Origin of the sequence: Massilia sp. IC2-477 (assembly GCF_020707265.1) — a bacterium.
Taxonomy (GTDB): Bacteria; Pseudomonadota; Gammaproteobacteria; order Burkholderiales; family Burkholderiaceae_D; genus Telluria.
Genome location: NZ_JAJFEQ010000001.1, coordinates 625,714 through 648,927, shown reverse-complemented (window position 1 = coordinate 648,927; position 23,214 = coordinate 625,714). Strand labels below are relative to the sequence as shown.

Sequence of the window (23,214 nt, the reverse complement as noted above, 5' to 3'; positions counted from 1 at the left end):
TCTTCGATCAGGGCGCTATTTTACGCTGCTGGCGGGCGCGCGAAGAAACAGACCGCCCGGATCGACCGGCCTGTTGATGCAGTGCAACGCATTTGCGTGGCGCCGCGGCACACTGAAATTTTCGCCCGGAGAATCACATGCATCAGCTACCGAAGACATCGCTGGGACGCTGGGTCGCGTTCGGCATGCTGTGCGCCATGGTCGGCGCCGCCTGCCTGGTCGAACGCTTCCCGCTGCTCCAAGGCTGAAATCGCTTACTGCGGGGCTGGCGTACAGGCGCTGGCCGGCAGCGGCTGGCCGGGATCGAAAGCGGACAGCTGGGCGCGCGCGGCATTGCGGTCTTTCTCGTACTCGGTGAGGTAGCGCGCCCGCTCCTCGCTTTCCCACTCGGCGTCCGACACCCGCGTCAATCCCTGCATGCGGCTGGCGAACACCCGTCCTTCCAGGCGCGGCAGCAGCAGGCGGTCCGGGTCCACGTTCTCGCGCAGCAGGTAGCCGTCGACGTCGCGCAGCCGCAGGGGCAATGCGGGCTTTTCGTCGGTCAGCAGCTTGCCGAACACGGTCAGTTTCACCTCGCGCGTGCCTACCGCGAGGACGTCGTTGAAGCTCGCCAGCGCGAAAGGCCGGCCGGCCGCATCGTCGACCCGGCCCGTCACCACATAACGGCCCGGCTGGCGCACTTCGAGGCCGAGGTAGAACTGGAGCGAGCCGTTTTCCATTGCTTCGCGCACCTGGCCGGTCCAGCTGGCCGGCAATACCGGCGTGTGGATCACGTCGAACAGGACGAAGCCGCTGCGCCCGCCGGCCGTGTAGCGCACCTCGGTGCGGATGGTGCCGTGAAAGCCGGCCAGGCCGGTCTGGGCGGGCGCCAGCACGCCGGCGTAGGCCTGGTCGCCGGCCACCGGGTCGGCCCCGCCGCCATCATCCGCAAAGGACAGGGCCACCTGCGGCGTGGGCCGGCTGCCGCCGTAGGTCATGCCCTGCGCCACCGCGCGCGTGACCACCAGCGGCACGGTTTCGCCCTGCGGTGTCACCGCGCGCAGCGAGAAGGCGGCCGACTCGCCGGCGGCCAGGTAGACGCGCGACTGCGAGGTCTGCAGGAAGACATTGGTGTTGCTGCCGCCTCCTTCGACCCGCATCGGGTTCATCTCGGTGACCGGCTGGTTCGGCTGCATCTGGTCCGGGTTCTGCGCGGCCGGACGCGACTCCACCGGGTACTTGCTGCCTTCGCGGTAGCTGCAATAGGTGTGGTCGGTGAGCTGGACGTTCTCGAGCAGCTGGCGGCGGCGCTCGGCGCGTTCATCGGGAATCGCCAGCGCGCTGGCGGCCGGCACCTGGCCGAAGAACTGCGGTCCGGCGGGCGCTTGTCTGGCGGTGGCCCCGGGCGGCGCGGCGTCCTCGCCGCGCCCGAACCACAGGGCGAGCGCGACGCAGAGCGCCACGCCCACACCGATCAGTGGTTTTGTGTACCTAGAGGGCACTGTTCACCACGGCGCTGCGCACGACGCCCACGATGCCGCCCCAGTTGCCGTTGGCGTAGTGGTTGTAGGCTTCGCTGTCGTCACGGAAGACCACCGAGTGGTAGCTCCACTTGGTGCTGCCGCCCTCGTTGGCCGCGGTGCCGAGCGTCAGGTCGTTGCAGAACCAGTCGCTCGGGTTGCAGTAGGACCCGCCGGAGCTGCCCGCCACGCCGCCGGTGCTGTGGTAGGCGACGGCTTCGTCGTCCTGGCCGGGCAGGATGCCGGAATAGGCCGTGCCCTTGGCGGCGGCGTACATGTAGAACCAGACGTTGCGGGTGGTGTTGTGGTTGTACATGGCGCGCGCGGTACTCGTCTTCAGGTCCTGCACCAGCGGTTCGGAGGTGGTCCAGGAGCCGGCGTCCGACAGTTCCGAGCCGCCGCCCGCGCCGGACGCGGCGCGCACCCACTTGATGTTCCAGCCGGTCTGCGAGCTGCCGTCGCTGTTGCCGCATACGCCGGTACTGCCCGGGCTGGCGTTCTTCTTGAGGCGGGCCGAGCCGCCGTAGTTGGCAAGCGTGTAGCCCATCATCAGGTCACCCGCGCTGTGGGTGACGACATAGCACCAGTTGCTGCCGGTGCAGAAGCAGTCGAGGGCGTCGCGCACCCGGCCGCTCTGCGAAGCGATGCTGCTGCGGCCGTCCCAGTTGACGGCCTTCTTGTTGACGCCGGCCGCCGTCGTGGACGGGCCCCAGTAGGTGAAGTCATTGTAGTTGCCGATCGCCCCGCCGCCGGTGCGGCCGTTGATCCAGAGGGTGTAGTTGGCGGCGGACGCCCAGCCCGTCGACAAAAGCAGGCACAGCGCACACAGAATGCGGATTGCTTTCACTGTCGTCTCCTATCTCATTGTGTACCGTATGCATATACGGCTGAGTTCGACACTACGCCCGACATGGGGGCGTGTCAAACCACACACTTCAGGAGTGTTGCGAAGCCGCCCGCCCCCGGTTTACTGGGCCGTATTCACCACCGCGTTCCGGACCACGCCGACGATGCCGGCCCAGTTGCCGCGGGCGTAGTGGTCGTAGTCTTCGCCATCGTCGCGGAAGGCCACCGCGTGGTAGTTCCACTTGACGCTGCCGCCCTGGTTGGGCTCGATGCCAAGCCGCAGGTCATTGCAGAACCAGTCCCCCGGATTGCACAGCGAGCGGCCGGAACTGCCGGCCACGCCGCCGGCGCTGTGGTAGGCCACCACTTCGTCGTCCTGCCCGGGCAGCGCGAAGGAATACAGCGTGCCCCTGGCGCCCGCGTACATGTAAAACCAGATATTGCGGGTGACGTTGTGGTTGTACATGGCGCGCGCGGTCGAGGTCTTCAGGTCCTGCACCAGCGGCTCGGAGGTGGTCCAGGAGCCGATGTCCGACAGCTCGCTGCCGCCGGCCGCACCCGCTGCGGCGCGCACCCACTTGATGTTCCAGCCGGCCTGGGTGCCGCTGCCGTTGGTGGGGCTGTTGCCGCATACGCCGGCCGCGTTCGGGCTGGCGTTCTTCTTCTGGCGGATGGTGCCGCCGTAGTTGGCCAGCGTATATCCCGTCAGGAGATCGCCGGCGCTGTAGGTGACGAGGTAGCACCAGTTGTCACCGGTGCAGAAGCAGTCGAGCGCGTCGCGTACCCTGCCGCTCTGCGAGGCGATGCTGCTGCGCCCATCCCAGTTGACGGCCTGCTTGTTGACCCCGGCCGGCACCGAGGATGGGCCCCAGTAGCTGAAGTCGCGGTAGTTGCCGGGCGTGCCGTCGGGGCCGCTGCCCGCGCGGCCGTTGATCCAGAGCGTGTAGTTGGCGGCGGCTGACATGCCCGACACCAGGAACAGACACAGCGCAAGCAGGGTGCGGAAGGGTCTCACGGTCGTCTCCTCGATGGATGAGTAATGAGACCTTAGATGCGCGCGGACGCGCCGCGTTCCCTGCCGCAGCGCGCCTATTCCAGGTCGGCCAGCACCTTCAGGTGGGCCACCACGCTGCGCCCCAGCGCCGACAGCGCGTAGCCGCCCTCCAGGCAGCTGACGATGCGCCCTCCGGCGTACTGGCGGGCCACGGCCACGATCTGGCGCGTGATCCAGGCGTAGTCGGCCTCGACCAGGCCGATGCCGCCCATGTCGTCCTCGCGGTGGCCGTCGAAGCCGGCCGACACGAAGATCATCTGCGGCCGGTGCGCGTGCAGCGCGGGCAGCCACAGGTCCTGCACCAGCTTGCGAACGGCCTCGCCGTCCGCGAGGGCGGGCACCGGCACGTTGACACTGGTGGCGGTGATCGGCTCCGGGTCGCAGTAAGGATAGAAAGGATGCTGGAACAGGCTCACCATCAGCACCCGCGGGTCGTGGCGGAAGGCGTCGGCGGTGCCGTTGCCGTGGTGGACGTCGAAGTCGACGATGGCCACGCGCTCCAGCCCGTGCACGTCCAGCGCATGGCGCGCGGCGATGGCGACGTTATTGAAAAAGCAAAAGCCCATCGGTTCGGTCGGCGTGGCGTGGTGGCCGGGCGGGCGTACCGAGCAGAACGCGTTGTCGACCTCGCCCGCGATCACGGCGTCGGTGGCCGCCACCGCGGCGCCGGCCGCGCGCAGCGCCGCCTGGTAGCTGTGGTGGCACAGGATGGTGTCGCCGTCGAGCGGATAGTAGTCGCCGGCGGCCGGCACGTTGTCGCGCACCAGCGCCACCGCGCCCGGACTGTGGTTGCGCAGGACGTCTGCCAGGTCGGCCAGGGGCGCGCTGCGCTGCTCGAGCAAGCCATCCAGGCGTGCCAGGATCAACTGGTCGTCGATCGCCTGCAGACGCGCCGGCGACTCCGGGTGCCAGTCGCCCATCTCGTGCCGCAGGCAGTCGGCGTGGCTGTAGATTGCTGTACTCATCGTTCTCGCTTGTGTCCCTGCTCATCCATCGCACACCTTCGGGGCCGTTCTCGCATAGAATCGATCCCATGGTTTGTTGCCGACGGAGTATGAAGCTTGCCAATGGCGCTAATCTACCATGGGAGCCTACTTAGTCGCACCGAACAGTTCACCGGAACCCCAACCATGTTCAATCAATTGCATGCCGCCGCACGCCAGGTCAGCCAAGTCGTGGTCGGCAAGGACCAGCAGGTCCGCCTCGCCATCACCTGCCTGCTGGCCGGCGGCCACCTGCTGCTGGAAGACCTGCCCGGCGTGGGCAAGACCACGCTGGCGCACGCGCTGGCGATCTCGCTCGGCCTGAAATTCAACCGCGTCCAGTTCACCAGCGACCTGCTGCCGGCCGACGTGGCCGGCATTTCGGTGTACGAGCGCGAAAAGAACGACTTCGTGTTCCACCCGGGCCCGATCTTCACCCAGGTGCTGCTGGCCGACGAGATCAACCGCGCCACGCCCAAGACCCAGTCCGGCCTGCTGGAGGCGATGGAAGAGCGCCAGGTGAGCGCCGACGGCGTCACCCGCCCCCTGCCGGAACCCTTTTTCGTGATCGCGACCCAGAACCCGGCCAACCAGGTCGGCACCTTCCCGCTGCCCGAGTCCCAGCTCGACCGCTTCCTGATGTGCCTCTCGCTGGGCTACCCGGACGCCGCTGCCGAGCGCGCCCTCCTGATGGGCGAAGACCGGCGCGCCATGCTGCGCGCCCTGCAGCCTGCGATGCAGCCGGAGCAGCTGGCCCAGGCCCAGCGCGCGCTGAAGGAGATCCACGCCTCGCCGGCCCTGGTCACCTACGTGCAGGCGCTGGCCCAGGCCTCGCGCCAGAACGGCATGTTCGCCGAAGGCCTGTCGCCGCGCGCCGCGATCGCCCTGCTCCAGGCCGGCCGCGCCTGGGCCGCGCTGGAGGGACGCGACCACGTGATCCCCGAAGACATCCAGGCAGTGCTGGTGCCGGTCTGCGCGCACCGCCTGCGCCCGCTCAAGGCGGCGCACGGCGCGGCGCTGGCCAGCCGCGACCTGGTGCTGCAGTTGCAGAAATCGGTCCCGGTCTGAGCTCGATGGGATTCCGCGGTTGGGTCAGGCGCACCACCGGCAACTGGCTGCCGCGCCGCGGCACGCTTGATGCCGGCGAAGTGGTGCTGAGCCAGCGCCGCGTGTTCATCCTGCCCACCCGCGCCGGGATCGGCTTTGCCCTGCTGCTGCTGGTGCTCTTGATCGGCTCCATCAACTACAGCCTCGGCCTGGGCTTCGCGCTGACCTTCCTCGCGCTGTCCTGCGCGCTGGTGGACATGGTCTTCACCTACCGTAACCTGGCCCACCTGGCCCTGCAGCAGGGCCGGGTGCCGACCGTGTTCGCCGGCCAGGAGGCGCAGTTCGAGCTGCACGTTGCCAACCGCAGCGCGCTGGCGCGCTACGGCGTCTGGATCGACTTCGCCGACATCAAGGAGCCGCGCCACGCCACCGACATCGCCGCCCACGGCAGCGCCAGCGTGCTGCTCGGCGTCGCAACCACTGCGCGCGGCTGGCTGCAGCTCGAGCGCGTGGTGCTCTCCACCCGCTTTCCGCTTGGCCTGTTCCGCGCATGGAGCTACTGGCGTCCCGCCACCCGGGCGCTGGTCTATCCGCGCCCGGAAGAAGGCGCGCCACCGCTGCCGGTGTCGGGCAACGCCGTCGGCAGCGGCCGCGCTGCCGGCAACGACGATTTCGCCGGCGTGCGCAGCTACCAGGCGGGCGACTCGCCGCGCCAGCTGGCCTGGCGCCAGATCGCCCGGCTCGACCCGGCGCTCGGCGGCCAGCTCGTCACCAAGCATTTCGAAGGCGGCGTGGGCGACGAACTGGTGCTCGACTTCGCCCAGCTGCCCGCGCATCTCGACCTCGAGCTGCGCCTGTCGCGCATGACGCGCTGGGTGCTCGATGCCGAGCAGCGCGCCCTGCCCTATGCCTTCCGCCTGGGCGGCATCCGGCATGACGCCGGCAACGGCGCGGCGCACCAGGCGGCCTGCCTGCGCGCGCTGGCGCTGTACGGTATCGAGGAGGCGGCATGAGCGCATTGCGAAGCGCCCTGCGTTCCCTGCCAAGAGATAAGGCCGACACCCTGCTCCTGCTGGGCAGCGCACTGCTGGTGCTGGCGCCGCACGTGAGCCACCTGCCGCTGTGGGTGACGCTGCTGTGCGCCGCCACCCTGCTCTGGCGCGCCGTGATCACCCTGCGCGGCAAGCGCATGCCTTCGACCATGGTGCTGCTGCCGATCGCAGCCGGCGCGATGGCCGGCATCCAGGTCAGCTACCAGACCCTGCTCGGGCGCGACGCGGGCGTGGCCATGCTGGTGCTGCTGGTCGCCTTCAAGATGCTGGAGATGCACGCACGGCGCGACCTGTATGTCGTGATCTTCCTGTGCTTCTTCCTGGTGCTGACCAACTTCTTCTACGCGCAGGGCATCGGCACCGCGCTGCTGATGGTGGTGGCGGTGCTGGCCCTGTTGACCACCCAGCTCTCGTTCCAGTTCACGGGCGCGGTGCCGCAGCTGAGGGCGCGCGCGGGCATGGCGGCGAAGATGCTGCTGTTCGCCGCGCCGCTCGCGGTGGCGCTGTTCTTCGTGTTCCCGCGTCTCGGCAGCCCGCTGTGGGGCATGCCTGGCGCGGGCGGCAACAGCGGCGGCAAGTCGGGCCTGTCGGACCGCATGGCGCCGGGCCAGATGTCGAACCTGGCGATGTCGGACGAACCGGCCTTCCGGGTGCGTTTCGAGGGCCAGGTGCCGCCCAAGGAGCAGCTCTACTGGCGCGGGCTGGTGCTGGACGCGTTCGACGGCCTGGCCTGGACCCGCGGCGGCTCGATTCCCACCAAGTCTGGCAACTCGCTGAGCGTGCGCGGCCAGGCGCAGCGCTACGAGATCACGCTGGAGCCGTCGGAAACGCGCTGGCTGTTCACGCTGGAGATGCCCGGCCACATGCCGGAGGTGGCGGGCTACCGCGTGCGCGCCTCGCACCAGCTCGAACTGAGCACCGTGCAGCCGCTGACGCAGCGGGTGCGCTATTCGATGATCTCGTATCCCGACTACGCGCTGGATGGCCGCACGGCGCTGGACGACCCGAGCCAGTGGCTGCTGCTCCCCTACGGCTACAACCCGAAGGCGCTGGCCGCCGGCCTCGCGTTGCGCCGCGAACCGCTGCCCGCGCGCCGCATCGAGCAGGTGCTGCGCCAGTTCCGCGAACAGCCCTACCGCTACACGCTCGAGCCGCCGCTGCTGGGCCGGCACTCGATCGACGAATTCCTGTACGGGACCCGCGCCGGCTTTTGCGAGCACTATTCCGGCGCCTTTGTGTTCCTGATGCGCGCTGCCGGCATTCCGGCGCGCGTGATCACCGGCTACCAGGGCGGCGAACTGAATCCCATCGATGGCTACGTGACGGTGCGCCAGTCCGACGCCCACGCCTGGGCCGAAGTCTGGCTGCGCGGCCGCGGCTGGGTGCGGGTCGACCCGACCGCGGCGGTGGCGCCGGAGCGGGTGCAGCGCAACCTCTCGGCCGCGGTCGATCCGCCGGCGCCCTTCGGCATCGACGCGCTGCGCGGCATGCCGCTGTTCGATGGCGGCGGCAACGCGCTGCTGGGACGCCTGCGCGACGCGATCGGCGCCGTCAACAATGGCTGGAACCAGTGGATACTCAACTACACGCCGGAACGCCAGCGCGGCTTCATGCAAAGCCTGCAATCGGGCTTCGCCAACTGGCGTGTTGTCGCCTTGCTCATGGCGGGCGCGGCAGTGTTGCTGCTGGCGAGAATTTTGTATCTCCGCAGGGAAATTGATCCTATCGAGGCGGTATACTCCTCCCTATGCAAGCGCCTTGCCCACCTGGGCCTGGCACGCGCAGCGGACGAAGGGCCCACCGCCTATGCGGCCCGGATCGCGGCCACGCAGCAGCTGGCGCCGCCATCACGCGAAGCCGCCGCCGAGATCTTGCGCCGCTACAGCGCCTGGCGCTATGCGCCGCCCCAGCCCGCGTCGGCCCCGCATGGCCGCCAGCTGGCCGCTACCTTGAAGAGATTACTGTCGCAAGTTAGATGAAAGCTATCGTTTCTTTGTTTGCCGCGCTGGCCCTCGCTGCTGCCCCGATCGGGTACGCCGGAGCCGCCGCGAAAGATCCCCACGCCCGCACCACCACCAAAGCCAAGGCCAAAGCCAAAGCCAAGAAAGAGAAGAACGGCAAGCGCGTGTCGATCAAGTCGACGCGCGTGCTGAAGGCCGCCCCTGCCGCCGCCGTCATTGACTACGACGGCGAGCACCACAACTTCCTCGAATGGCAGGGCGTGCGCTCCTTTATCGACGAGATGGTGGCGCGGCAGGGTTTCGAGCGCAGCTATCTCGAAGGCCTGTTCGGCCAGGCGCGCTTCATCGATTCGGCGGTGCAGCTGGTCAAGCCGGCCCCGCCGGGCAAGCCGAAGAACTGGCAGGCCTACCGCGAGCGCTTCATCGAGCCGATCCGCATCGCCGCCGGCGTGCGCTTCTGGAACGAGAATGCCGAAGCGCTGGCGCGCGCCGAAGCGGCCTATGGCGTGCCGGCCGAGATCATCGTCGGCATCATCGGCGTCGAGACCATCTATGGCCGCGATACCGGCAAGTTCCGCGTGCTCGACACCCTGGCGACGCTCGCTTTCGCCTATCCGGAAACGCCGAACCGCGACAGCCGCATGGCCTTCTTCCGCAGCGAACTGTCGAACACCCTGATCTTCGCACGCGAGCACAAGGTGGAGCCGTTCTCGCTGCTGGGCTCCTTCGCGGGCGCCGTGGGCATGCCGCAATTCATGCCGGGCAATATCCTGAAATATGGCGTGGACTTCAATAACGACGGCCAGATCGACCTGCGCACTTCGCCGGAAGATGCGATCGGCAGCGTGGCCAATTTCCTGATCCAGCACGGCTGGAAGCCGGAACACCGCGGCAGCCCGGCCATCCCGGCGGACGTCTCACCCAACCGTGCCTGGGAACCCCTGCTCGAGCGCGGCCTGGCGGCGACCTTGCGTCCGGAAGAACTGCGCGCCGCGGGCGTGGAACCCACTGCCGCGCTGCCGGCCGAGCGCCTGTACGGCCTGGTCGACCTGCAGAACGGCGCCGAGGCGACCGAGTACTGGGTCGCCAACGATAACTTCTTTGCCATCACCAAGTACAACCGCAGTTATTTCTATGCCATGTCGGTGATTGAGCTGGGCAAGGCCGTGCGGGCCTCGCGCGGCGGTTGAGCATTGCCGGGCGGGAAATTTTGTATCGAGTTGTAACGAGTTTCCCGCGTTTAGGGCTCTGCGGAGCCCTGTTCCACTCCTGATACTCCCCCGGGGTATCCTTCGCTTTCTCGCAGATTCTCTGCAGAAACATCCGTCCTGCTGCCATACCCCCACTTTTCTTGGCATTCTGTCAGCGTTTTTCATACCGTGCGGCATCAAAGCCTGCTTGGGCTTACACTGGCGCTTAACCAAAAAACAATTATTATTTCCGTGAGTTTGTGAGAGAATTGCATTGCAGCTATTGTTGCGATGAGACAACAATACTGATGAAGTTAATCTGATTTTTATTGCTATCGAGTATCAGATTAGAAATTAGTTGTACAATTGAATAGAAAATTACGAAATACCGAACCTTGGAGCCGAGCGCCGCATGGGGCTCCGTCCAACCCAAAATAGGATATTGAATCATGACCAACCAAGTCGGCATTGATATGAACAGCGATTCGGAGTCCGATGAACTCCTGCAGTACAACCCGAATCGCCTGCTCGACACCCTGATCGAGAACCTGCGCCTGAAGAACGACGCAGCCCTGTCGCGCGCCCTGGAAGTGGCGCCGCCGGTGATTTCGAAGATCCGACACCACCGCCTGCCGGTCGGCGCATCGCTGTTGATCCGCATGCACGAGGTCAGCGACCTGTCGATTCGCGACCTGCGCTACCTCATGGGCGACCGTCGCGCCAAGTTCCGCATCAGCGACAAGCAGTTCAAGCCGAAAGAAGGCGCCGCCCCGAAAGAGGCGTGATCTGCCGGGGCCGCGCGCCCCAGTGGACGCTGGCGCCGCGCAGGCGCTGATTTCTCCTTCGCGCTGATGCGCGTTTCGAGGCTGCGTCCCGACAGTTGCAGAAAGTAAAAAGCCATCCGTCAGGATGGCTTTTTTTTGCGCGGATCCCTAGCTCAGGCGGGGAACACGCCCGTCGACAGATAGCGGTCGCCCCGGTCGCACACGATGAACACGATGGTCGCGTTTTCCACCGTCTGCGAGATGCGCAGCGCCACTTCGCAGGCGCCGGCCGCTGAGATGCCGCAGAAGATGCCCTCTTCGGCCGCCAGGCGGCGCGCCATCTGCTCGGCCGCGGCCTGGCTCACCGGTTCGACCTGGTCGACACGCGCCTTGTCGTAGATCTTCGGCAGGTAGGCTTCCGGCCACTTGCGGATGCCGGGGATCGAGGAGCCCTCTTCCGGCTGGGCGCCGATGATGCGGACCGCCTCGTTCTGTTCCTTCAGGTAGCGCGACACGCCCATGATGGTGCCGGTGGTGCCCATGGCGCTGACGAAATGGGTGATGCGGCCTTCGGTGTCGCGCCAGATTTCCGGCCCGGTGCTCTCGTAGTGGGCGCGCGGGTTGTCGCCGTTGGCGAACTGGTCGAGGATGATGCCCTCGCCGTTCTTTTGCATCTGCTCGGCCATGTCGCGCGCGTATTCCATGCCGCCCGACTTCGGCGTCAGGATGATCTGGGCGCCGTAGGCCGCCATGCTTTGGCGGCGCTCGATCGACAGGTTGTCGGGCATCAGCAGCACCATCTTGTAGCCGCGGATGGCGGCGGCCATCGCCAGCGCGATGCCGGTGTTGCCGCTGGTGGCTTCGATCAGGGTGTCGCCCGGCTTGATCTGGCCGCGCTCTTCGGCGCCGCGCAGCATCGACATGGCGGCGCGGTCTTTCACCGAGCCAGCCGGGTTGTTGCCTTCGAGCTTGCCGAGGATGATGTTGTTGCGGGCGGCAGCATCCGCGCCGGGCAGGCGCACAAGCTGCACCAGCGGGGTATTGCCGATCGTGTCTTCAATGGTCTTGTAAGCCATTCCTTGCTCTTTCGCGATTTCTCAAACCGCTATTCTAATCCGGTCCGCAAGGTGGCGTATTTGTCGGGGCCGCTTGTAGGGTGGTGCGGCTCTACCCGGCAGCATGAACAGCCATCAGCGCTGACGCCGCCCACGCGTTCAACGCCCGTTCGAGCAGACGCTTCCGCTGCTCGAATCGTGCCTGAACGCGTGGGCGGCCTTCACGTCGACGATGAATCGACGCGCGCGGTGTAGCCGCAGCACCCTACAAAAATCAGCGCTGCGGCAGCGGATAGGTCGCGACGCTGACGTTGCCGTCCTTGTCGACCGCCTGCACGCCGAAGAACACATTGTCCTTCGACAGGTCGACCGTGGCTTCAAGGACCTTGCCGACCCACTTGGCACCCTGCCAGTCGGACGCGGTGGTATCGCGCCAGACGATGCGGTAGCCGGCGACGTCCGGTTCCGGATTCGCCTGCCACACCAGGGTCGAATCGTTGGTCAGCTTGTCGGTGCGCAGCTTGACGTTCTGCGGCGCAGCGGGGGCCAGCGCCAGCGAGGCCAGCGTCGCGCCGTTCACGCGCGCCACCTTGGCGATGTAGTCGTAGTCATTAAAATCCACCAGGTCGCCGTACACCTTGCCGTTTTCGGTACGCAGGTCCTGGTGCTGGTGCGCGAAGTCCTCGGCCGGCTCGGTGAAGCGCAGCGCGGCGTAGCCCTGCTCCAGGAAGGGCATGTGGTCGCCGCCGCGCAGGTAGCGGTCGGCGCGGTGGATCACCGACACCTTGAAGCCCTTCACGTAGCGCTCGCCCTGCTCCTTGGTGTGGCGAGCCAGCTGGCGCGAGAGCGAATCGCTGTCGCCGCCGGTGGACACCAGCTGGCGCACGGTCTCGCTCATTTCCTTGGTGGCCGGAATGCTCTGCGCAAACAGGCGCACCTGCTTGTTGTCGACCGTGCCCTTGTCCGAACGCGAGCTGCCGATGATGTCGTTGGTGAACATGCCGGCCACGTTCAGGTTGTTCTTGCGCGCCTGCTCGGCCCAGTGACGCGCGCCCAGCAGGCCCTGCTCTTCCGCGGCCACGGTCATGAACACCAGCGTCGCGTCGAACTTGTACTTGGCCATGACGCAGGCCAGTTCCATCACGGCCGCGGTGCCGGAGGCGTCGTCATTGGCGCCCGGAGCATCGGCGGTGTAGTTCATTACGTCGCTGACGCGCGAATCGTAGTGGCCGCTGACCACGTACAGGCGGTCCTTCGAGGCGTCCTGGGTGCCCGGCAGCGTGGCGACCACGTTGACGATTTCGGTCGGGCGCGAGATGCGTGCCGACACCGGCGCGATGTGGCTGTCGAACGCGACCTGCAGCGGGGTACCGGCGCCGCAGCGTTCCAGTTCGCTCTTGATCCAGCGGCGCGCGGCGCCGATGCCGCGGGTCTCGGATTCAGTTTCCGACATCGTGTGGCGGGTGCCGAAGCTGACCAGCTTGTCGACATAGGCCTGGATGCGCTTGGGCGAGACCTCGGCGACGATCTTGCTGATCTGGGCTTGCTGGCGCTTCAGGTCCGGGCTGGCCGGGGTGGCCTTGGCGCTTGGTGCGGCGGCAGCGGAACCAGCGGCGGCGGCCAGCAGCGCGGCCAGCAGGGAGGAAGAAATGCGGGCGTGAGGCATGAGTACCTTTCTAGTCGTGGTGTGCGAAATGACATGCACATCTTCTCATGCGGATTGCTTGGTGTCAGTCAATACATGGTGTAAGGTATCGCCACCCATCCCTTGATGAAAGTGCATCCATGTCCGAACACCGCATCTTCGGGACACCGTTCGCCAGGGTGTATCCGATGTATATCAAAAAAGTGGAAACGAAGGGTCGGACGAAGAAAGAGTTGGACCGGATCATCTGCTGGCTGACGGGATACGACCAGGCCGGACTGCAGCAGCAGATCGAACTGAACGCCACCTTCCGGGACTTCTTCGACGGGGCGCCGGCCTTCCACCCGAATGCAGCGCTGATCAAGGGTGTCGTGTGCGGCATCCGCGTCGAGGACATCGAGGATCCCCTGATGCAGAAACTGCGCTACCTGGACAAGCTGGTCGACGAGCTGGCGAAAGGAAAGGCCATGGACAAGATCCTGCGTCAATCTCCAGCCTGAACGAGGCCTGCGGCGTTGAGCCTGAATGAAAAACCCGCGTCGCCGCGGGTTTTTTTCGCCTTACATCGCCGCCTTCTGTTCGGCCGGCGCCGCCTTCTTGTCCGTCTTGGCCGCCGTCTTGTCCTTCGCCGGCTTGGCAGCCGCCGCTTCCATCGGCTTGCCATTCACGGTCAGCCCGGCCTCCGACAGCTTCATGGCCTTCTTGCCCTTGACGCCCTTGATGCGGTCCTGGAAGTCGGCCCAGTCCTTGAACTCGCCCTTGGCGCGTTCGTCGAGGATCATCTTCGACATGCTCGGGCCGACGCCCTTGACGCCGTCCAGCGCGGCCGCGTCGGCCTTGTTGACGTCGACCTGGGCAAAGGCGATACCGGTCGAGGCGACCAGTGCGGCAAGGGCAAGCATCAGTTTCTTGATCATTGATTGTTCTCCGTAGGTTCGCTAAATGGACGGCGGCGCCATCCATCCAGCACTAACGGGGCCCACCGGCTGTCGTTGACGAGCTCGGTTTGATCAAGATCAAGCGGGGAACAGTTCCTCGCGGGTGACGGTCGCCGTACCCAGCTTGCCGACCACGATGCCGCCCGCGCGGTTGGCGGTGGCCAGGGCCGCATCCAGCGGGGCGCCGGCGCCCAGCATCGCGGCCAGGGTGGCGATCACGGTATCGCCCGCGCCCGAGACGTCGAACACTTCGCGCGCGTCGGCGTGCACGTGCAGCACCTCGTTCTCGCTGTACAGGCTCATGCCCTCTTCCGAGCGTGTCACCAGCAGGGCCGTCAGGCCCAGCTCGGCGCGCAGGCGCTGCGCCTTTTCGGTCAGCTGCGCCTCGGTTTTCCAGCCGCCCACGACGCGCTGCAACTCCGAACGGTTCGGGGTCAGGATGCTGGCGCCGCGGTAGGGCGTGAAATCGTCGCCCTTGGGGTCGACCAGCACGATCTTGCCGGCCGCGCGCGCCTCCTTGACCATCTCGGCCACGTTCGCCAGCGCGCCCTTGTTGTAGTCGGACAGGATCACCACGTCATAGCTTGGCAGCAGCGCGCGGAACTGGTCGAGCTTCTCGACCAGGACGGTCTCGGTCGGCGCATCTTCGAAGTCGATGCGCACCATCTGCTGCTGGCGGCCGATGACGCGCAGCTTGATGATGGTCGAGATCGCATCGTCGCGCTTGAGGTAACTGTGAATGCGCGATTCGCGCAGCAGCTTTTCCACTTCCTCGCCGGCTTCGTCCTGGCCGGTCACGCCCAGCAGGCCGGTGTGGGCGCCCAGCGCGGCGGCGTTGCGCGCCACGTTGGCGGCGCCGCCCAGGCGTTCTTCGCGGCGCTCGATGCGCACCACCGGCACCGGGGCTTCCGGCGAGATGCGCGAGACCTCGCCGAACCAGTAGCGGTCGAGCATGACGTCGCCCACCACGAGCAGGCGCACGCTGGAAAGGTCGGGGGCCGCCTGCAGGCGGAAGCTGTCTGCCGCCAGCAGGCGGCTTGGGGTCATGTCGTTCATTAATTCATCACGTTCAGTTCTTCGGTACGGCGCGGCGGGTAGGTCTCCCAGCGACTGCAGCCCGGGCACTGCCAGTAGAACTGGCGCGCCTTGAAGCCGCACTGGCTGCACTGGTAGCGCGCCAGCTTCTGGGTGTAGCGCTGCACCAGGTTCTTCACCATCGACAGTTCTTCCCAGACATGGGCCGGGGCGTCCATCAGGCGCGCCTCGAGCAGCTTGTCCAGGCCCAGCAGGGTCGGATTGCGGCGCAGTTCCTCGACCACCAGCTGTTTGGCAGCTTCCACGCCGTCGAGTTCGATCACGGCCTTGAACACCACCTCGATCAGGTCAATGGACGAAGCTTCGGCCAGGTAGGAGCGCAGCAGGTTGACGCCTTCCTGTGGTCTACCGACCTTGCGGTAGCCGTCCATCAGGCGTCCGGCCACCAGGGCCACGTGCGGCACGCTCTGGTGCTCGACGCGGCGCCAGGTCATGATGGCCGCCTCGGTGTCGCCCTGGGCCAGCTGGGCGTCGCCAATCAGGATGGTGGCGCGCACGCTGGAGCGGTCGGCCTGCAGGGCCTTGTCCAGCAGCTGCATGGCGTCGCTCGGCTGCAGGTGCACCAGGGCGTCCTGCGCCAGCTCGCAATAGAACTGGGCGATTTCCTTCTGGCGCGCACCGGCGCCGGACTCCTGCAGGCCGACGGCCACGTCGATCGCGCGGCGCCATTCTTTTTCGCGCTGGTAGATCTCGAGCAGCGCGCGCCGGGCCTGTACCTCGAACGGCGTATCGACCAGCAGGTTGAAGGTTTCCTCGGCGCGGTCGAGCAGGCCGGCCTTCAAGTAGTCCATGCCGAGTTCGTACTGGGCGTGGGCCTTTTGCTCAAGCGGCAGGTCCGGGCGCGCCAGCAGGTTCTGGTGGACGCGGATGGCGCGCTCGGTCTCGCCGCGGCGGCGGAACAGGTTACCGAGAGCGAAGTGCATGTCGGCCGATTCCGGATCGAGCTTGACGATCTCGATGAAGGAATCGATGGCCTTGTCCGGCTGGTCGTTGAGCAGGTGGTTCAGCCCCTTGAAGTAGCCGCGCGGCAGGGTGCGCGATTCGGAGACCAGTTCGTTGATGTCGACGCGGGCGGCGATCCAGCCGAGGCCGAAAAAGAATGGGATGCCGAGCAGCATCCAGATTTCGAATTCCATGTGTTCTTGTTGTTTGAGGCGCTCAGAAGAGCTTATTGGGCCAGTTTTTGCGCCGGGTTCACGGCATCCGGGGTCGGCTGGGCGCTGCCGGTACCGGCGGCGCTCTGCAGGGCCTGGATGGTGTTCTTGTGCTGCGAAGTCTGGCGGCGCTGGCGGAACACGGTCGGCGCCAGGGCCAGGATGCCGAGTGCGGCGCCGGCGATGAAGAAGGCCAGCAGCATCAGCACGAGCGGGCCGCGCAGTTCATAGTTCAGGAAGAAACGCAGGTCGACTTCCTGGGTGTTCTTCAGGGCGAAGCCGAAGAACAGGACGAACAGGACGATTCCGACGAGGGTCGAGACAAATTTCATCAGCAGTGCCCGCTGGAAGGAGTGGCAAATAAGTGCACAAAGGCGCAGTGTCGCATATCCAACATGATATTTCAAAAGGCGCGTGGGTGCTGAGATGCAACATAACACGGTGGAGGGCTACGCCCGACCCACGAAAAAAAACGGCATCCCCGAAGGGACGCCGTTTTGGTCTGCACGCGGCAGACGACTTCAGTCTTCAATGATCGGTTGCCCGACCATCGCGTCCACCCGCTCGCGCAACTGCTTGCCTGGCTTGAAGTGAGGCACCCGTTTTTCGGGCACCATCACCTTGTCGCCGGACTTCGGGTTGCGGCCGATGCGGGGTGGCCGGCTGTTCAGCGCGAAGCTGCCGAAACCGCGGATTTCGATGCGCTGCCCCGTTGCCAGGGCATTCGTCATCGCATCCAGGATGGTCTTGACAGCGAACTCGGCATCTTTCGCCACCAGCTGGGAATAACGCTCAGCCAGGCGGTTGATCAGCTCGGACTTGGTCATCTGGTCGCCTCAGGAGGTCTTAGCCCTTGTTGTCGAACTTGGCCTTCAGCAGTGCGCCCAGGCTGGTGGTGCCCGAAGCTGCGCTGTTGTCCGAAGCCAGTTTGCTCATTGCTTCCTGGGTGTCGGCGCTGTCTTTCGCCTTGATCGACAGCTGGATGCTGCGAGCCTTGCGATCGATGTTGATGACCAGAGCTTCGACCTTGTCGCCCACTTTCAGGTGGGTGCCAGCGTCTTCCACGCGGTCACGCGAGATTTCCGAAGCGCGCAGGTAGCCTTCGACTTCTTCGTTCAGCGCGATCACGGCGCCTTTCGGCTCAACCGATTTCACGGTGCCGGTGACCAGAGTGCCCTTGTCGTTCAGCGAAGCGAAGTTGTTGAACGGGTCGCCTTCCAGCTGCTTGACGCCCAGCGAGACACGCTCGCGCTCGACGTCGATTGCCAGCACGACGGCTTCCAGCTCGTCGCCCTTCTTGAAGCGACGCACGGCTTCTTCGCCGGCTTCGGTCCAGGACAGGTCCGACAGGTGCACCAGGCCGTCGATGTTGCCCGGCAGGCCGATGAACACGCCGAAGTCGGTGATCGACTTGATCGAACCCTTGACCTTGTCGCCCTTCTTGTGGGTCATGCCGAAGTCGTCCCATGGGTTCGCCTTGCACTGCTTCATGCCCAGCGAGATACGGCGACGCTCTTCGTCGATTTCCAGGACCATGACTTCGACTTCGTCGCCCAGCTGCACGACTTTGTTCGGGGCCACGTTCTTGTTGGTCCAGTCCATTTCCGACACGTGGACCAGGCCTTCGATGCCTTGTTCCACTTCGACGAACGCGCCGTAGTCGGTCAGGTTGGTGACTTTACCGAACAGGCGGGTGCCTTGCGGGTAACGACGCGACAGACCGGTCCAAGGATCGTCGCCCAGCTGCTTGACGCCCAGCGAGACGCGGTTCTTTTCCTGATCGTACTTGAGGACCTTAGCGGTGATCTCTTGGCCAACCGACAGAACTTCCGACGGGTGACGCACGCGACGCCATGCCAGGTCGGTGATGTGCAGCAGGCCGTCGATGCCGCCCAGGTCAACGAACGCACCGTAGTCGGTGATGTTCTTGACGACGCCGGTAACCACGGTGCCTTCTTTCAGGGTTTCCATCAGCTTGGCGCGCTCTTCGCCCATCGATGCTTCGATGACGGCGCGACGCGACAGGACGACGTTGTTACGCTTGCGGTCCAGCTTGATGACCTTGAATTCCAGGGTCTTGCCTTCGAACGGGGTGGTGTCCTTGACCGGACGGGTGTCGACCAGCGAACCCGGCAGGAATGCGCGGATGCCGTTGGTCAGGACGGTCAGGCCGCCCTTGACTTTGCCGTTCACGGTGCCGGTGACGATCTCGCCCGACTCCATTGCTTTTTCCAGAGCCAGCCACGATGCCAGGCGCTTGGCCTTGTCGCGCGACAGGATGGTATCGCCGAAACCGTTTTCCAGCGATTCGATGGCCACGGAAACGAAGTCACCGATCTGGACTTCCAGTTCGCCCTGGTCATTCTTGAATTCTTCGACCGGAATGAAGGCTTCCGACTTCAGGCCGGCGTTGACGATCACGAAATTGTGATCCAGGCGCACGACTTCAGCCGAGATGACTTCGCCCGAACGCATGTCTTGACGCGACAGCGATTCTTCGAAAAGGGCGGCGAAGCTTTCCATGCCGGTATCTTGATTGGTTGCAGTAGACATAAAGGTTATTACTCGAGTTAGCCCAGCAGGCCGGCGATAGTGCGGACTGAACTGGGGTTAGGTTGAAACACACCTGCGATGGCGGAATTGCCGTCGCAGGCACCCTACAAGGACGATGTTCTGTTGCAAAGACCGTTTTGGCCACTTGCCTCAGAACGTCGTCCCGGCGAAGGCCGGGACCCAAGTTTGTTTGCATGTTCGCGGCGATGACTCAAGCCAACTAGACGCAAGGAAAATTGGATTCCGGCCTGCGCCGGAATGCCGGTCTTTGGGCTGGCTAATCCAGCCCTATTCCCGTCATTTCAAACTTTTAAACCTCACGCATGCGCATACCAGGCAAGTACCTGCTCAACCGCTTCCGCAGCCGTCATGTTCGAGGTATCGAGCAGATGCGCATCCTCTGCCGGGACCAGGGGAGCAATCGCGCGCTTGGTGTCGCGCTCGTCTCGTTCCTTCAAATCCTTCAGCAGATCGTCCATATTAGCAGAAAATCCTTTGTCAATCAATTGCTTATACCGGCGTTGCGCCCGCGCCTCGACGCTTGCGGTCAAGAAAACTTTTAATTTCGCTCCGGGAAAGATCACCGTCCCCATATCGCGCCCGTCGGCCACCAGGCCGGGGGTCTCGCGAAAGCCCAGCTGCAGGGCATACAGGGCCTGGCGTACGCTCGGCAGTGCGGCGATCTTCGATGCCATGTTGCCGACCTCTTCCGCGCGGATGGCCCCGGTGACGTTCTCGTTGTTCAGGAAAATATCCCCGCCCACGAAGCGCGCCGGCAGGTGCTCGGCCAGCTTGGCGATCCCGTGTTCGTCGCGCAGTTCGACGCCGCGGCGCAGGGCCTGCAGCGCAGTCAGGCGGTACAGGGCGCCCGAGTCGAGCAGGTGAAAGCCCAGGCGCTCGGCGACCCTGGCGGCGACGGTGCCCTTGCCGGAAGCGGTCGGGCCGTCGATGGCAATCACAGGTATTGGATTATTCGGCATAGTGTAGGGTGGGCGGCTGTGCCGCCCACGCGGTGTCATTGTTCAAAACAGTTCGTTCTTGGCGATGCCCGCGAAGGCCTCGAAGTATTCAGGGAAGGTCTTGGCGACGCACTTCGGATCGTTGATGCGCATCGCGTTGCCGCGTCGCGCCTTGCCGTCCAGCGAGGCGAGCGAGAAGCACATCGCCATCCGGTGGTCGTCGTAAGTGTCGATGGTAGCCGGTTTCAACTGTTCGGGCGGCGTGATACGGATGTAGTCCGGGCCCTCCTCCACCTCGGCGCCGACCTTGCGCAGTTCGGTCGCCATGGCAGCCAGGCGGTCGGTTTCCTTCACGCGCCAGCTGGCGATGTTGCGCAGCGTGCTCGGGCCGTCGGCGTACAGCGCGGCCACGGCGATGGTCATGGCGGCGTCCGGGATGTGGTTGAAGTCGGCATCGATCGCCTTCAGCACGCCGTTCGAACGCGCCTCGATCCAGTTGTCCCCGCGCGTCACGATAGCGCCCATGCGCTCCAGCGCATCGGCAAAGCGCACGTCGCCCTGGATGCTGTGCTCGCCCACGCCTTCGACCCGCACCGGACCGCCGGCAATCGCGCCGGCCGCCAGGAAGTAGGACGCCGACGAGGCATCGCCCTCGACGTGGATGCTGCCCGGCGAGGTGTAGCGCTGGCCCGGGTGGACCGTGAACGAGGCCCAGCCGTTCTGCTCGACCGTCACGCCGAAACGGCGCATCAGGTTCAGGGTGATCTCGATGTAGGGCTTGGAAATCAGCTCGCCGACCACGTCGATCGATACCGCGTGGGTGGTGGCCATCAGCGGCGCCGCCATGAGGAGCGCGGTCAGGAACTGGCTCGACACATTGCCGCGCACGGCGATGCGGTTGGCGTGGATGTGGCCACGGCGGATGCGCAGCGGCGGGAAGCCCTGCTCTCCCGTGTATTCGATCTGGGCGCCGACTTCGTTCAGCGCGTCGACCAGGTCGCCGATCGGGCGCTCGTGCATGCGCGAGACACCGTGCAGCGTGTAGTCGCCGCCGATCACGGCCAGCGCGGCGGTCAACGGACGGATCGCGGTGCCGGCATTGCCCATGAAGAGGTCGGCCTCATGCTTCGGCAGCACGCCGCCGTTGCCATGCACGACCACGGTGCGCTCGTCGACTTCATCCCACTGGATGCCGAGCGAGCGCAGCGCGCCCAGCATCACCATGGTGTCGTCCGAGGCCAGCAGGTCGTGGATGGTGGTGGTGCCTTCGGACAGCGCGGCCAGCAGCAGCGTGCGGTTCGAGATGCTCTTGGAGCCTGGCAGGCGCACCGTGCCCTCGACGTGGATCACGGGTTCGAGGTCGATGTGCTGGGGGTAGTGTTTAGACTGCGTCATTCTGTATCCCGGTGTTGCGGTGGCGGCGAGCCGGCTTCGATCGCCTCGATCCATTCGCGTCGCGCACGCTGCGCGTTGGCGAACACGGATTCGAGGCCGCGACCGTCGGCGGCTGCGAGCGTCGCCCGCAATGTAGTCAATTGTGCCAGATATGCATCCAGCTCGGTGAGCAGCGCATCACGGTTGGCCAGGCTGATGTCGCGCCACATTTCCGGCGACGAGCCGGCGATGCGCGTGAAATCGCGAAAGCCGCTGGCGGCGTACTGGAACAGCATGTCGGCATGCGGCTTGGCGGCGATGTCGTCCACCAGCGCATAGGCCAGCAGGTGCGGCAGGTGGCTGACCGCGGCGAACACGCGGTCGTGGTCTTGCGGACTCAGGGTATGGATGAGCGAGCCACAGGCACGCCAGGCGCTTGCCACGCGTTCCACCAGCGCCGGGTCGTTTTCCGGCAGCGGCGTCAGCACGGTCTTCTTGCCGCGGTAGAGCTCCGCGCGCGCCGCGTCCGGACCGTTCGATTCGCTGCCGGCGATCGGGTGGCCAGGAACGAATTGCCCGATGCGCTCGCCTAGCACCCCGCGCGCTGCAAGAACCACGTCGCACTTGGTGCTGCCGGCGTCGGTGATGATGGTCTGCGGCTCGAGGAATGGCAACAGCGAGGCCAGGATCGGCCCGGTCTGCCCTACGGGCGCCGCCAGGAGCACCAGGTCGGCGCCGCGCATCGCCTGCTCAGGCATGTCGCAGACCTCGTCGACGATGCCCAGCTCCAGCGCGCGCGCCATCGCCTGCGGATCGCGACCGAGGCCGGCCACGTGGCGGACCGCGCCGGCTGCTTTCAAGGCCAGCGCAAAGGAACCGCCGATCAAGCCGACGCCGATGACGACGAGGCGTTCAATCATTCAGCTCAACACCTTCTTGAGCGCCGCGATGAAGGCCGCATTCTCTTCCGGCAGGCCGATCGAGATGCGCAGCCACTGGTGCAGGCCGTAGTTGCCGACCGGGCGCACGATCACGCCCTGCTTCAGCAGCGCCAGGTTGACACGTGCGCCGGCCTGCTCGTCGCTCCCCACCTTCACCAGCACGAAGTTGCCGAACGAGGGCACATATTCCAGGCCCAGTTCGTCGAAGGCGGCGGTCAGCTGCTGGTAGCCTGCCGCGTTGTTCTGCGCGCCCTTGTCCAGGAAGGCCGTGTCGTTCAGCGCGGCGATCGCGGCCGCCTGGGCCAGCGAGTTGACGTTGAAGGGCTGGCGGATGCGGTTCATCAGGTCGGTCACCGCCGGCTGGGCGATGGCGAAGCCCACGCGCAGGCCGGCCAGGCCATAGGCCTTGGAGAAGGTGCGCGAGACGATCAGGTTCGGGTACTTGCGCACCCACTGGCTCGATTCGAACTGGTGCTCGGGCGCCAGGTATTCGTTGTAGGCCTCGTCGAGCACCACCACGACGTTGGACGGCACTTTCTGCAGGAAGGCTTCGATCTGCGCGGCAGGGATGAAGGTGCCGGTCGGGTTGTTTGGATTGGCGACATAGACCAGGCGGGTGTCGCTTTCAATCGCCGCAGCCATGGCGTCGAGGTCATGGCCGTATTCCTTGGCAGGCACCACGATGGCGCGTCCGCCCACACCCTGGGTTGCCAGCGCATAGACGGCGAACGAGTACTGCGAGTACACCACGGATTCACCCTTCTGCACGAAGGCATGCGCGGCGATTTCGAGGATGTCGTTGCTGCCGTTGCCCAAGGTGATCCAGTCGGCCGGGACGTCGTAGCGCTTGGACAGTGCGGCCTTCAGTTCGAAGCCATTGGCGTCCGGATAGCGGCCAAGGTCCGCAGCGGCCTGCGCCATCGCGGCGCGGCTCGATTCCGGCACGCCGAACGGGTTTTCGTTAGACGCCAGCTTGACGATCTTGGCTTCGTCGAGACCGAACTCGCGGGCGACTTCAGCGATGGGTTTGCCGGCCTGGTAAGGGGCGATGGCGCGGACGTAATCTGGACCGAATTGCGACATAAATGTTCTCGAATAAAAATG

The 23,214-nt window shown here is 65.6% G+C and carries 22 protein-coding genes; 6 read left to right on the top strand and 16 right to left on the bottom strand.

Annotated elements, in window-relative coordinates; translation table 11 throughout:
• Positions 1 to 254: 254 nt before the first annotated feature.
• The 4 genes from LK542_RS02925 to LK542_RS02910 form a co-directional block, all read right to left on the bottom strand.
• Positions 255 to 1,442: a hypothetical protein gene (locus LK542_RS02925; protein ID WP_227810728.1), complete on the bottom strand. Its 1,188-nt coding sequence runs from the start codon at positions 1,440 to 1,442 to the stop codon at positions 255 to 257.
• Positions 1,443 to 1,470: 28 nt separating this feature from the next.
• Positions 1,471 to 2,346, bottom strand: coding sequence for a hypothetical protein (locus LK542_RS02920; protein WP_227800470.1), 876 nt, complete (start codon positions 2,344 to 2,346; stop codon positions 1,471 to 1,473).
• Between the two features lie 120 nt (positions 2,347 to 2,466).
• Positions 2,467 to 3,360 (bottom strand): hypothetical protein, encoded by an 894-nt coding sequence (locus LK542_RS02915; protein ID WP_227810727.1) that lies wholly within the window; start codon positions 3,358 to 3,360, stop codon positions 2,467 to 2,469.
• A 74-nt stretch (positions 3,361 to 3,434) separates the two neighbouring features.
• Positions 3,435 to 4,364 (bottom strand): histone deacetylase family protein, encoded by a 930-nt coding sequence (locus LK542_RS02910; RefSeq protein ID WP_227800468.1) that lies wholly within the window; start codon positions 4,362 to 4,364, stop codon positions 3,435 to 3,437.
• A 165-nt stretch (positions 4,365 to 4,529) separates the two neighbouring features.
• Between LK542_RS02910 and LK542_RS02905 the strand changes: the two genes are divergently transcribed.
• From LK542_RS02905 to LK542_RS02885, 5 genes are all read left to right on the top strand, one after another.
• Positions 4,530 to 5,450 carry a MoxR family ATPase gene (locus LK542_RS02905; protein WP_227810726.1) on the top strand — a complete coding sequence of 307 codons (921 nt, stop codon included), beginning with the start codon at positions 4,530 to 4,532 and terminating at the stop codon, positions 5,448 to 5,450.
• 5 nt (positions 5,451 to 5,455) lie between these two features.
• Positions 5,456 to 6,442, top strand: coding sequence for a DUF58 domain-containing protein (locus LK542_RS02900; RefSeq protein ID WP_227810725.1), 987 nt, complete (start codon positions 5,456 to 5,458; stop codon positions 6,440 to 6,442).
• Entirely contained in the window at positions 6,439 to 8,460 is a 2,022-nt protein-coding gene (locus tag LK542_RS02895) for a DUF3488 and transglutaminase-like domain-containing protein (protein WP_227810724.1), read from the top strand. Before LK542_RS02900 ends, LK542_RS02895 begins: the two co-directional genes overlap by 4 nt.
• Positions 8,457 to 9,632: a lytic murein transglycosylase B gene (mltB, locus tag LK542_RS02890; protein WP_227810723.1), complete on the top strand. Its 1,176-nt coding sequence runs from the start codon at positions 8,457 to 8,459 to the stop codon at positions 9,630 to 9,632. Before LK542_RS02895 ends, mltB begins: the two co-directional genes overlap by 4 nt.
• A gap of 449 nt (positions 9,633 to 10,081) precedes the next feature.
• The gene (locus tag LK542_RS02885; protein ID WP_036216124.1) at positions 10,082 to 10,417 is read left to right on the top strand and encodes a hypothetical protein; all 336 of its coding nucleotides are present in this window, start codon (positions 10,082 to 10,084) and stop codon (positions 10,415 to 10,417) included.
• Positions 10,418 to 10,569: 152 nt separating this feature from the next.
• Here LK542_RS02885 and cysM read toward each other — a convergent pair whose 3' ends face one another.
• Entirely contained in the window at positions 10,570 to 11,472 is a 903-nt protein-coding gene (cysM, locus tag LK542_RS02880; RefSeq protein ID WP_227800463.1) for a cysteine synthase CysM, read from the bottom strand.
• Positions 11,473 to 11,725: 253 nt separating this feature from the next.
• The gene (locus LK542_RS02875) at positions 11,726 to 13,117 is read right to left on the bottom strand and encodes a M20/M25/M40 family metallo-hydrolase (RefSeq protein ID WP_227810722.1); all 1,392 of its coding nucleotides are present in this window, start codon (positions 13,115 to 13,117) and stop codon (positions 11,726 to 11,728) included.
• Positions 13,118 to 13,164: 47 nt separating this feature from the next.
• On the opposite strand from LK542_RS02875, the gene LK542_RS02870 reads away from it, so the two are divergent.
• Entirely contained in the window at positions 13,165 to 13,596 is a 432-nt protein-coding gene (locus LK542_RS02870) for a DUF2200 domain-containing protein (protein WP_307728884.1), read from the top strand.
• Positions 13,597 to 13,656: 60 nt separating this feature from the next.
• On the opposite strand, the gene LK542_RS02865 is transcribed toward LK542_RS02870, so the two are convergent.
• The 10 genes from LK542_RS02865 to hisC all read right to left on the bottom strand — a co-directional run bounded on the left by LK542_RS02865 (position 13,657) and on the right by hisC (position 23,193).
• Positions 13,657 to 14,013, bottom strand: coding sequence for a helix-hairpin-helix domain-containing protein (locus LK542_RS02865; RefSeq protein WP_227810720.1), 357 nt, complete (start codon positions 14,011 to 14,013; stop codon positions 13,657 to 13,659).
• 99 nt (positions 14,014 to 14,112) lie between these two features.
• Entirely contained in the window at positions 14,113 to 15,090 is a 978-nt protein-coding gene (gene rfaE1 / locus LK542_RS02860) for a D-glycero-beta-D-manno-heptose-7-phosphate kinase (RefSeq protein ID WP_227800459.1), read from the bottom strand.
• The gene (lapB, locus tag LK542_RS02855; RefSeq protein ID WP_227800458.1) at positions 15,090 to 16,265 is read right to left on the bottom strand and encodes a lipopolysaccharide assembly protein LapB; all 1,176 of its coding nucleotides are present in this window, start codon (positions 16,263 to 16,265) and stop codon (positions 15,090 to 15,092) included. The genes rfaE1 and lapB overlap by 1 nt, the downstream gene beginning before the upstream one ends.
• A 32-nt stretch (positions 16,266 to 16,297) precedes the next feature.
• A complete protein-coding gene (locus LK542_RS02850; protein ID WP_227800457.1) occupies positions 16,298 to 16,615 on the bottom strand; it encodes a lipopolysaccharide assembly LapA domain-containing protein in 318 nt (105 codons plus the stop codon).
• A 189-nt stretch (positions 16,616 to 16,804) separates the two neighbouring features.
• A complete protein-coding gene (locus LK542_RS02845; RefSeq protein WP_027864826.1) occupies positions 16,805 to 17,110 on the bottom strand; it encodes an integration host factor subunit beta in 306 nt (101 codons plus the stop codon).
• Positions 17,111 to 17,129: 19 nt separating this feature from the next.
• Positions 17,130 to 18,836, bottom strand: a complete 1,707-nt coding sequence (gene rpsA, locus LK542_RS02840) for a 30S ribosomal protein S1 (protein WP_227810719.1) — start codon at positions 18,834 to 18,836, stop codon at positions 17,130 to 17,132.
• A 317-nt stretch (positions 18,837 to 19,153) separates the two neighbouring features.
• On the bottom strand, positions 19,154 to 19,816 hold the full coding sequence (gene cmk / locus LK542_RS02835) for a (d)CMP kinase (RefSeq protein WP_227800455.1): 663 nt from the start codon (positions 19,814 to 19,816) through the stop codon (positions 19,154 to 19,156).
• Positions 19,817 to 19,858: 42 nt separating this feature from the next.
• Positions 19,859 to 21,190, bottom strand: coding sequence for a 3-phosphoshikimate 1-carboxyvinyltransferase (aroA, locus tag LK542_RS02830; protein ID WP_227800454.1), 1,332 nt, complete (start codon positions 21,188 to 21,190; stop codon positions 19,859 to 19,861).
• Positions 21,187 to 22,089, bottom strand: a complete 903-nt coding sequence (locus LK542_RS02825) for a prephenate dehydrogenase/arogenate dehydrogenase family protein (RefSeq protein ID WP_227810718.1) — start codon at positions 22,087 to 22,089, stop codon at positions 21,187 to 21,189. Before LK542_RS02825 ends, aroA begins: the two co-directional genes overlap by 4 nt.
• On the bottom strand, positions 22,090 to 23,193 hold the full coding sequence (gene hisC / locus LK542_RS02820; RefSeq protein ID WP_227810717.1) for a histidinol-phosphate transaminase: 1,104 nt from the start codon (positions 23,191 to 23,193) through the stop codon (positions 22,090 to 22,092).
• Positions 23,194 to 23,214 lie beyond the last annotated feature (21 nt).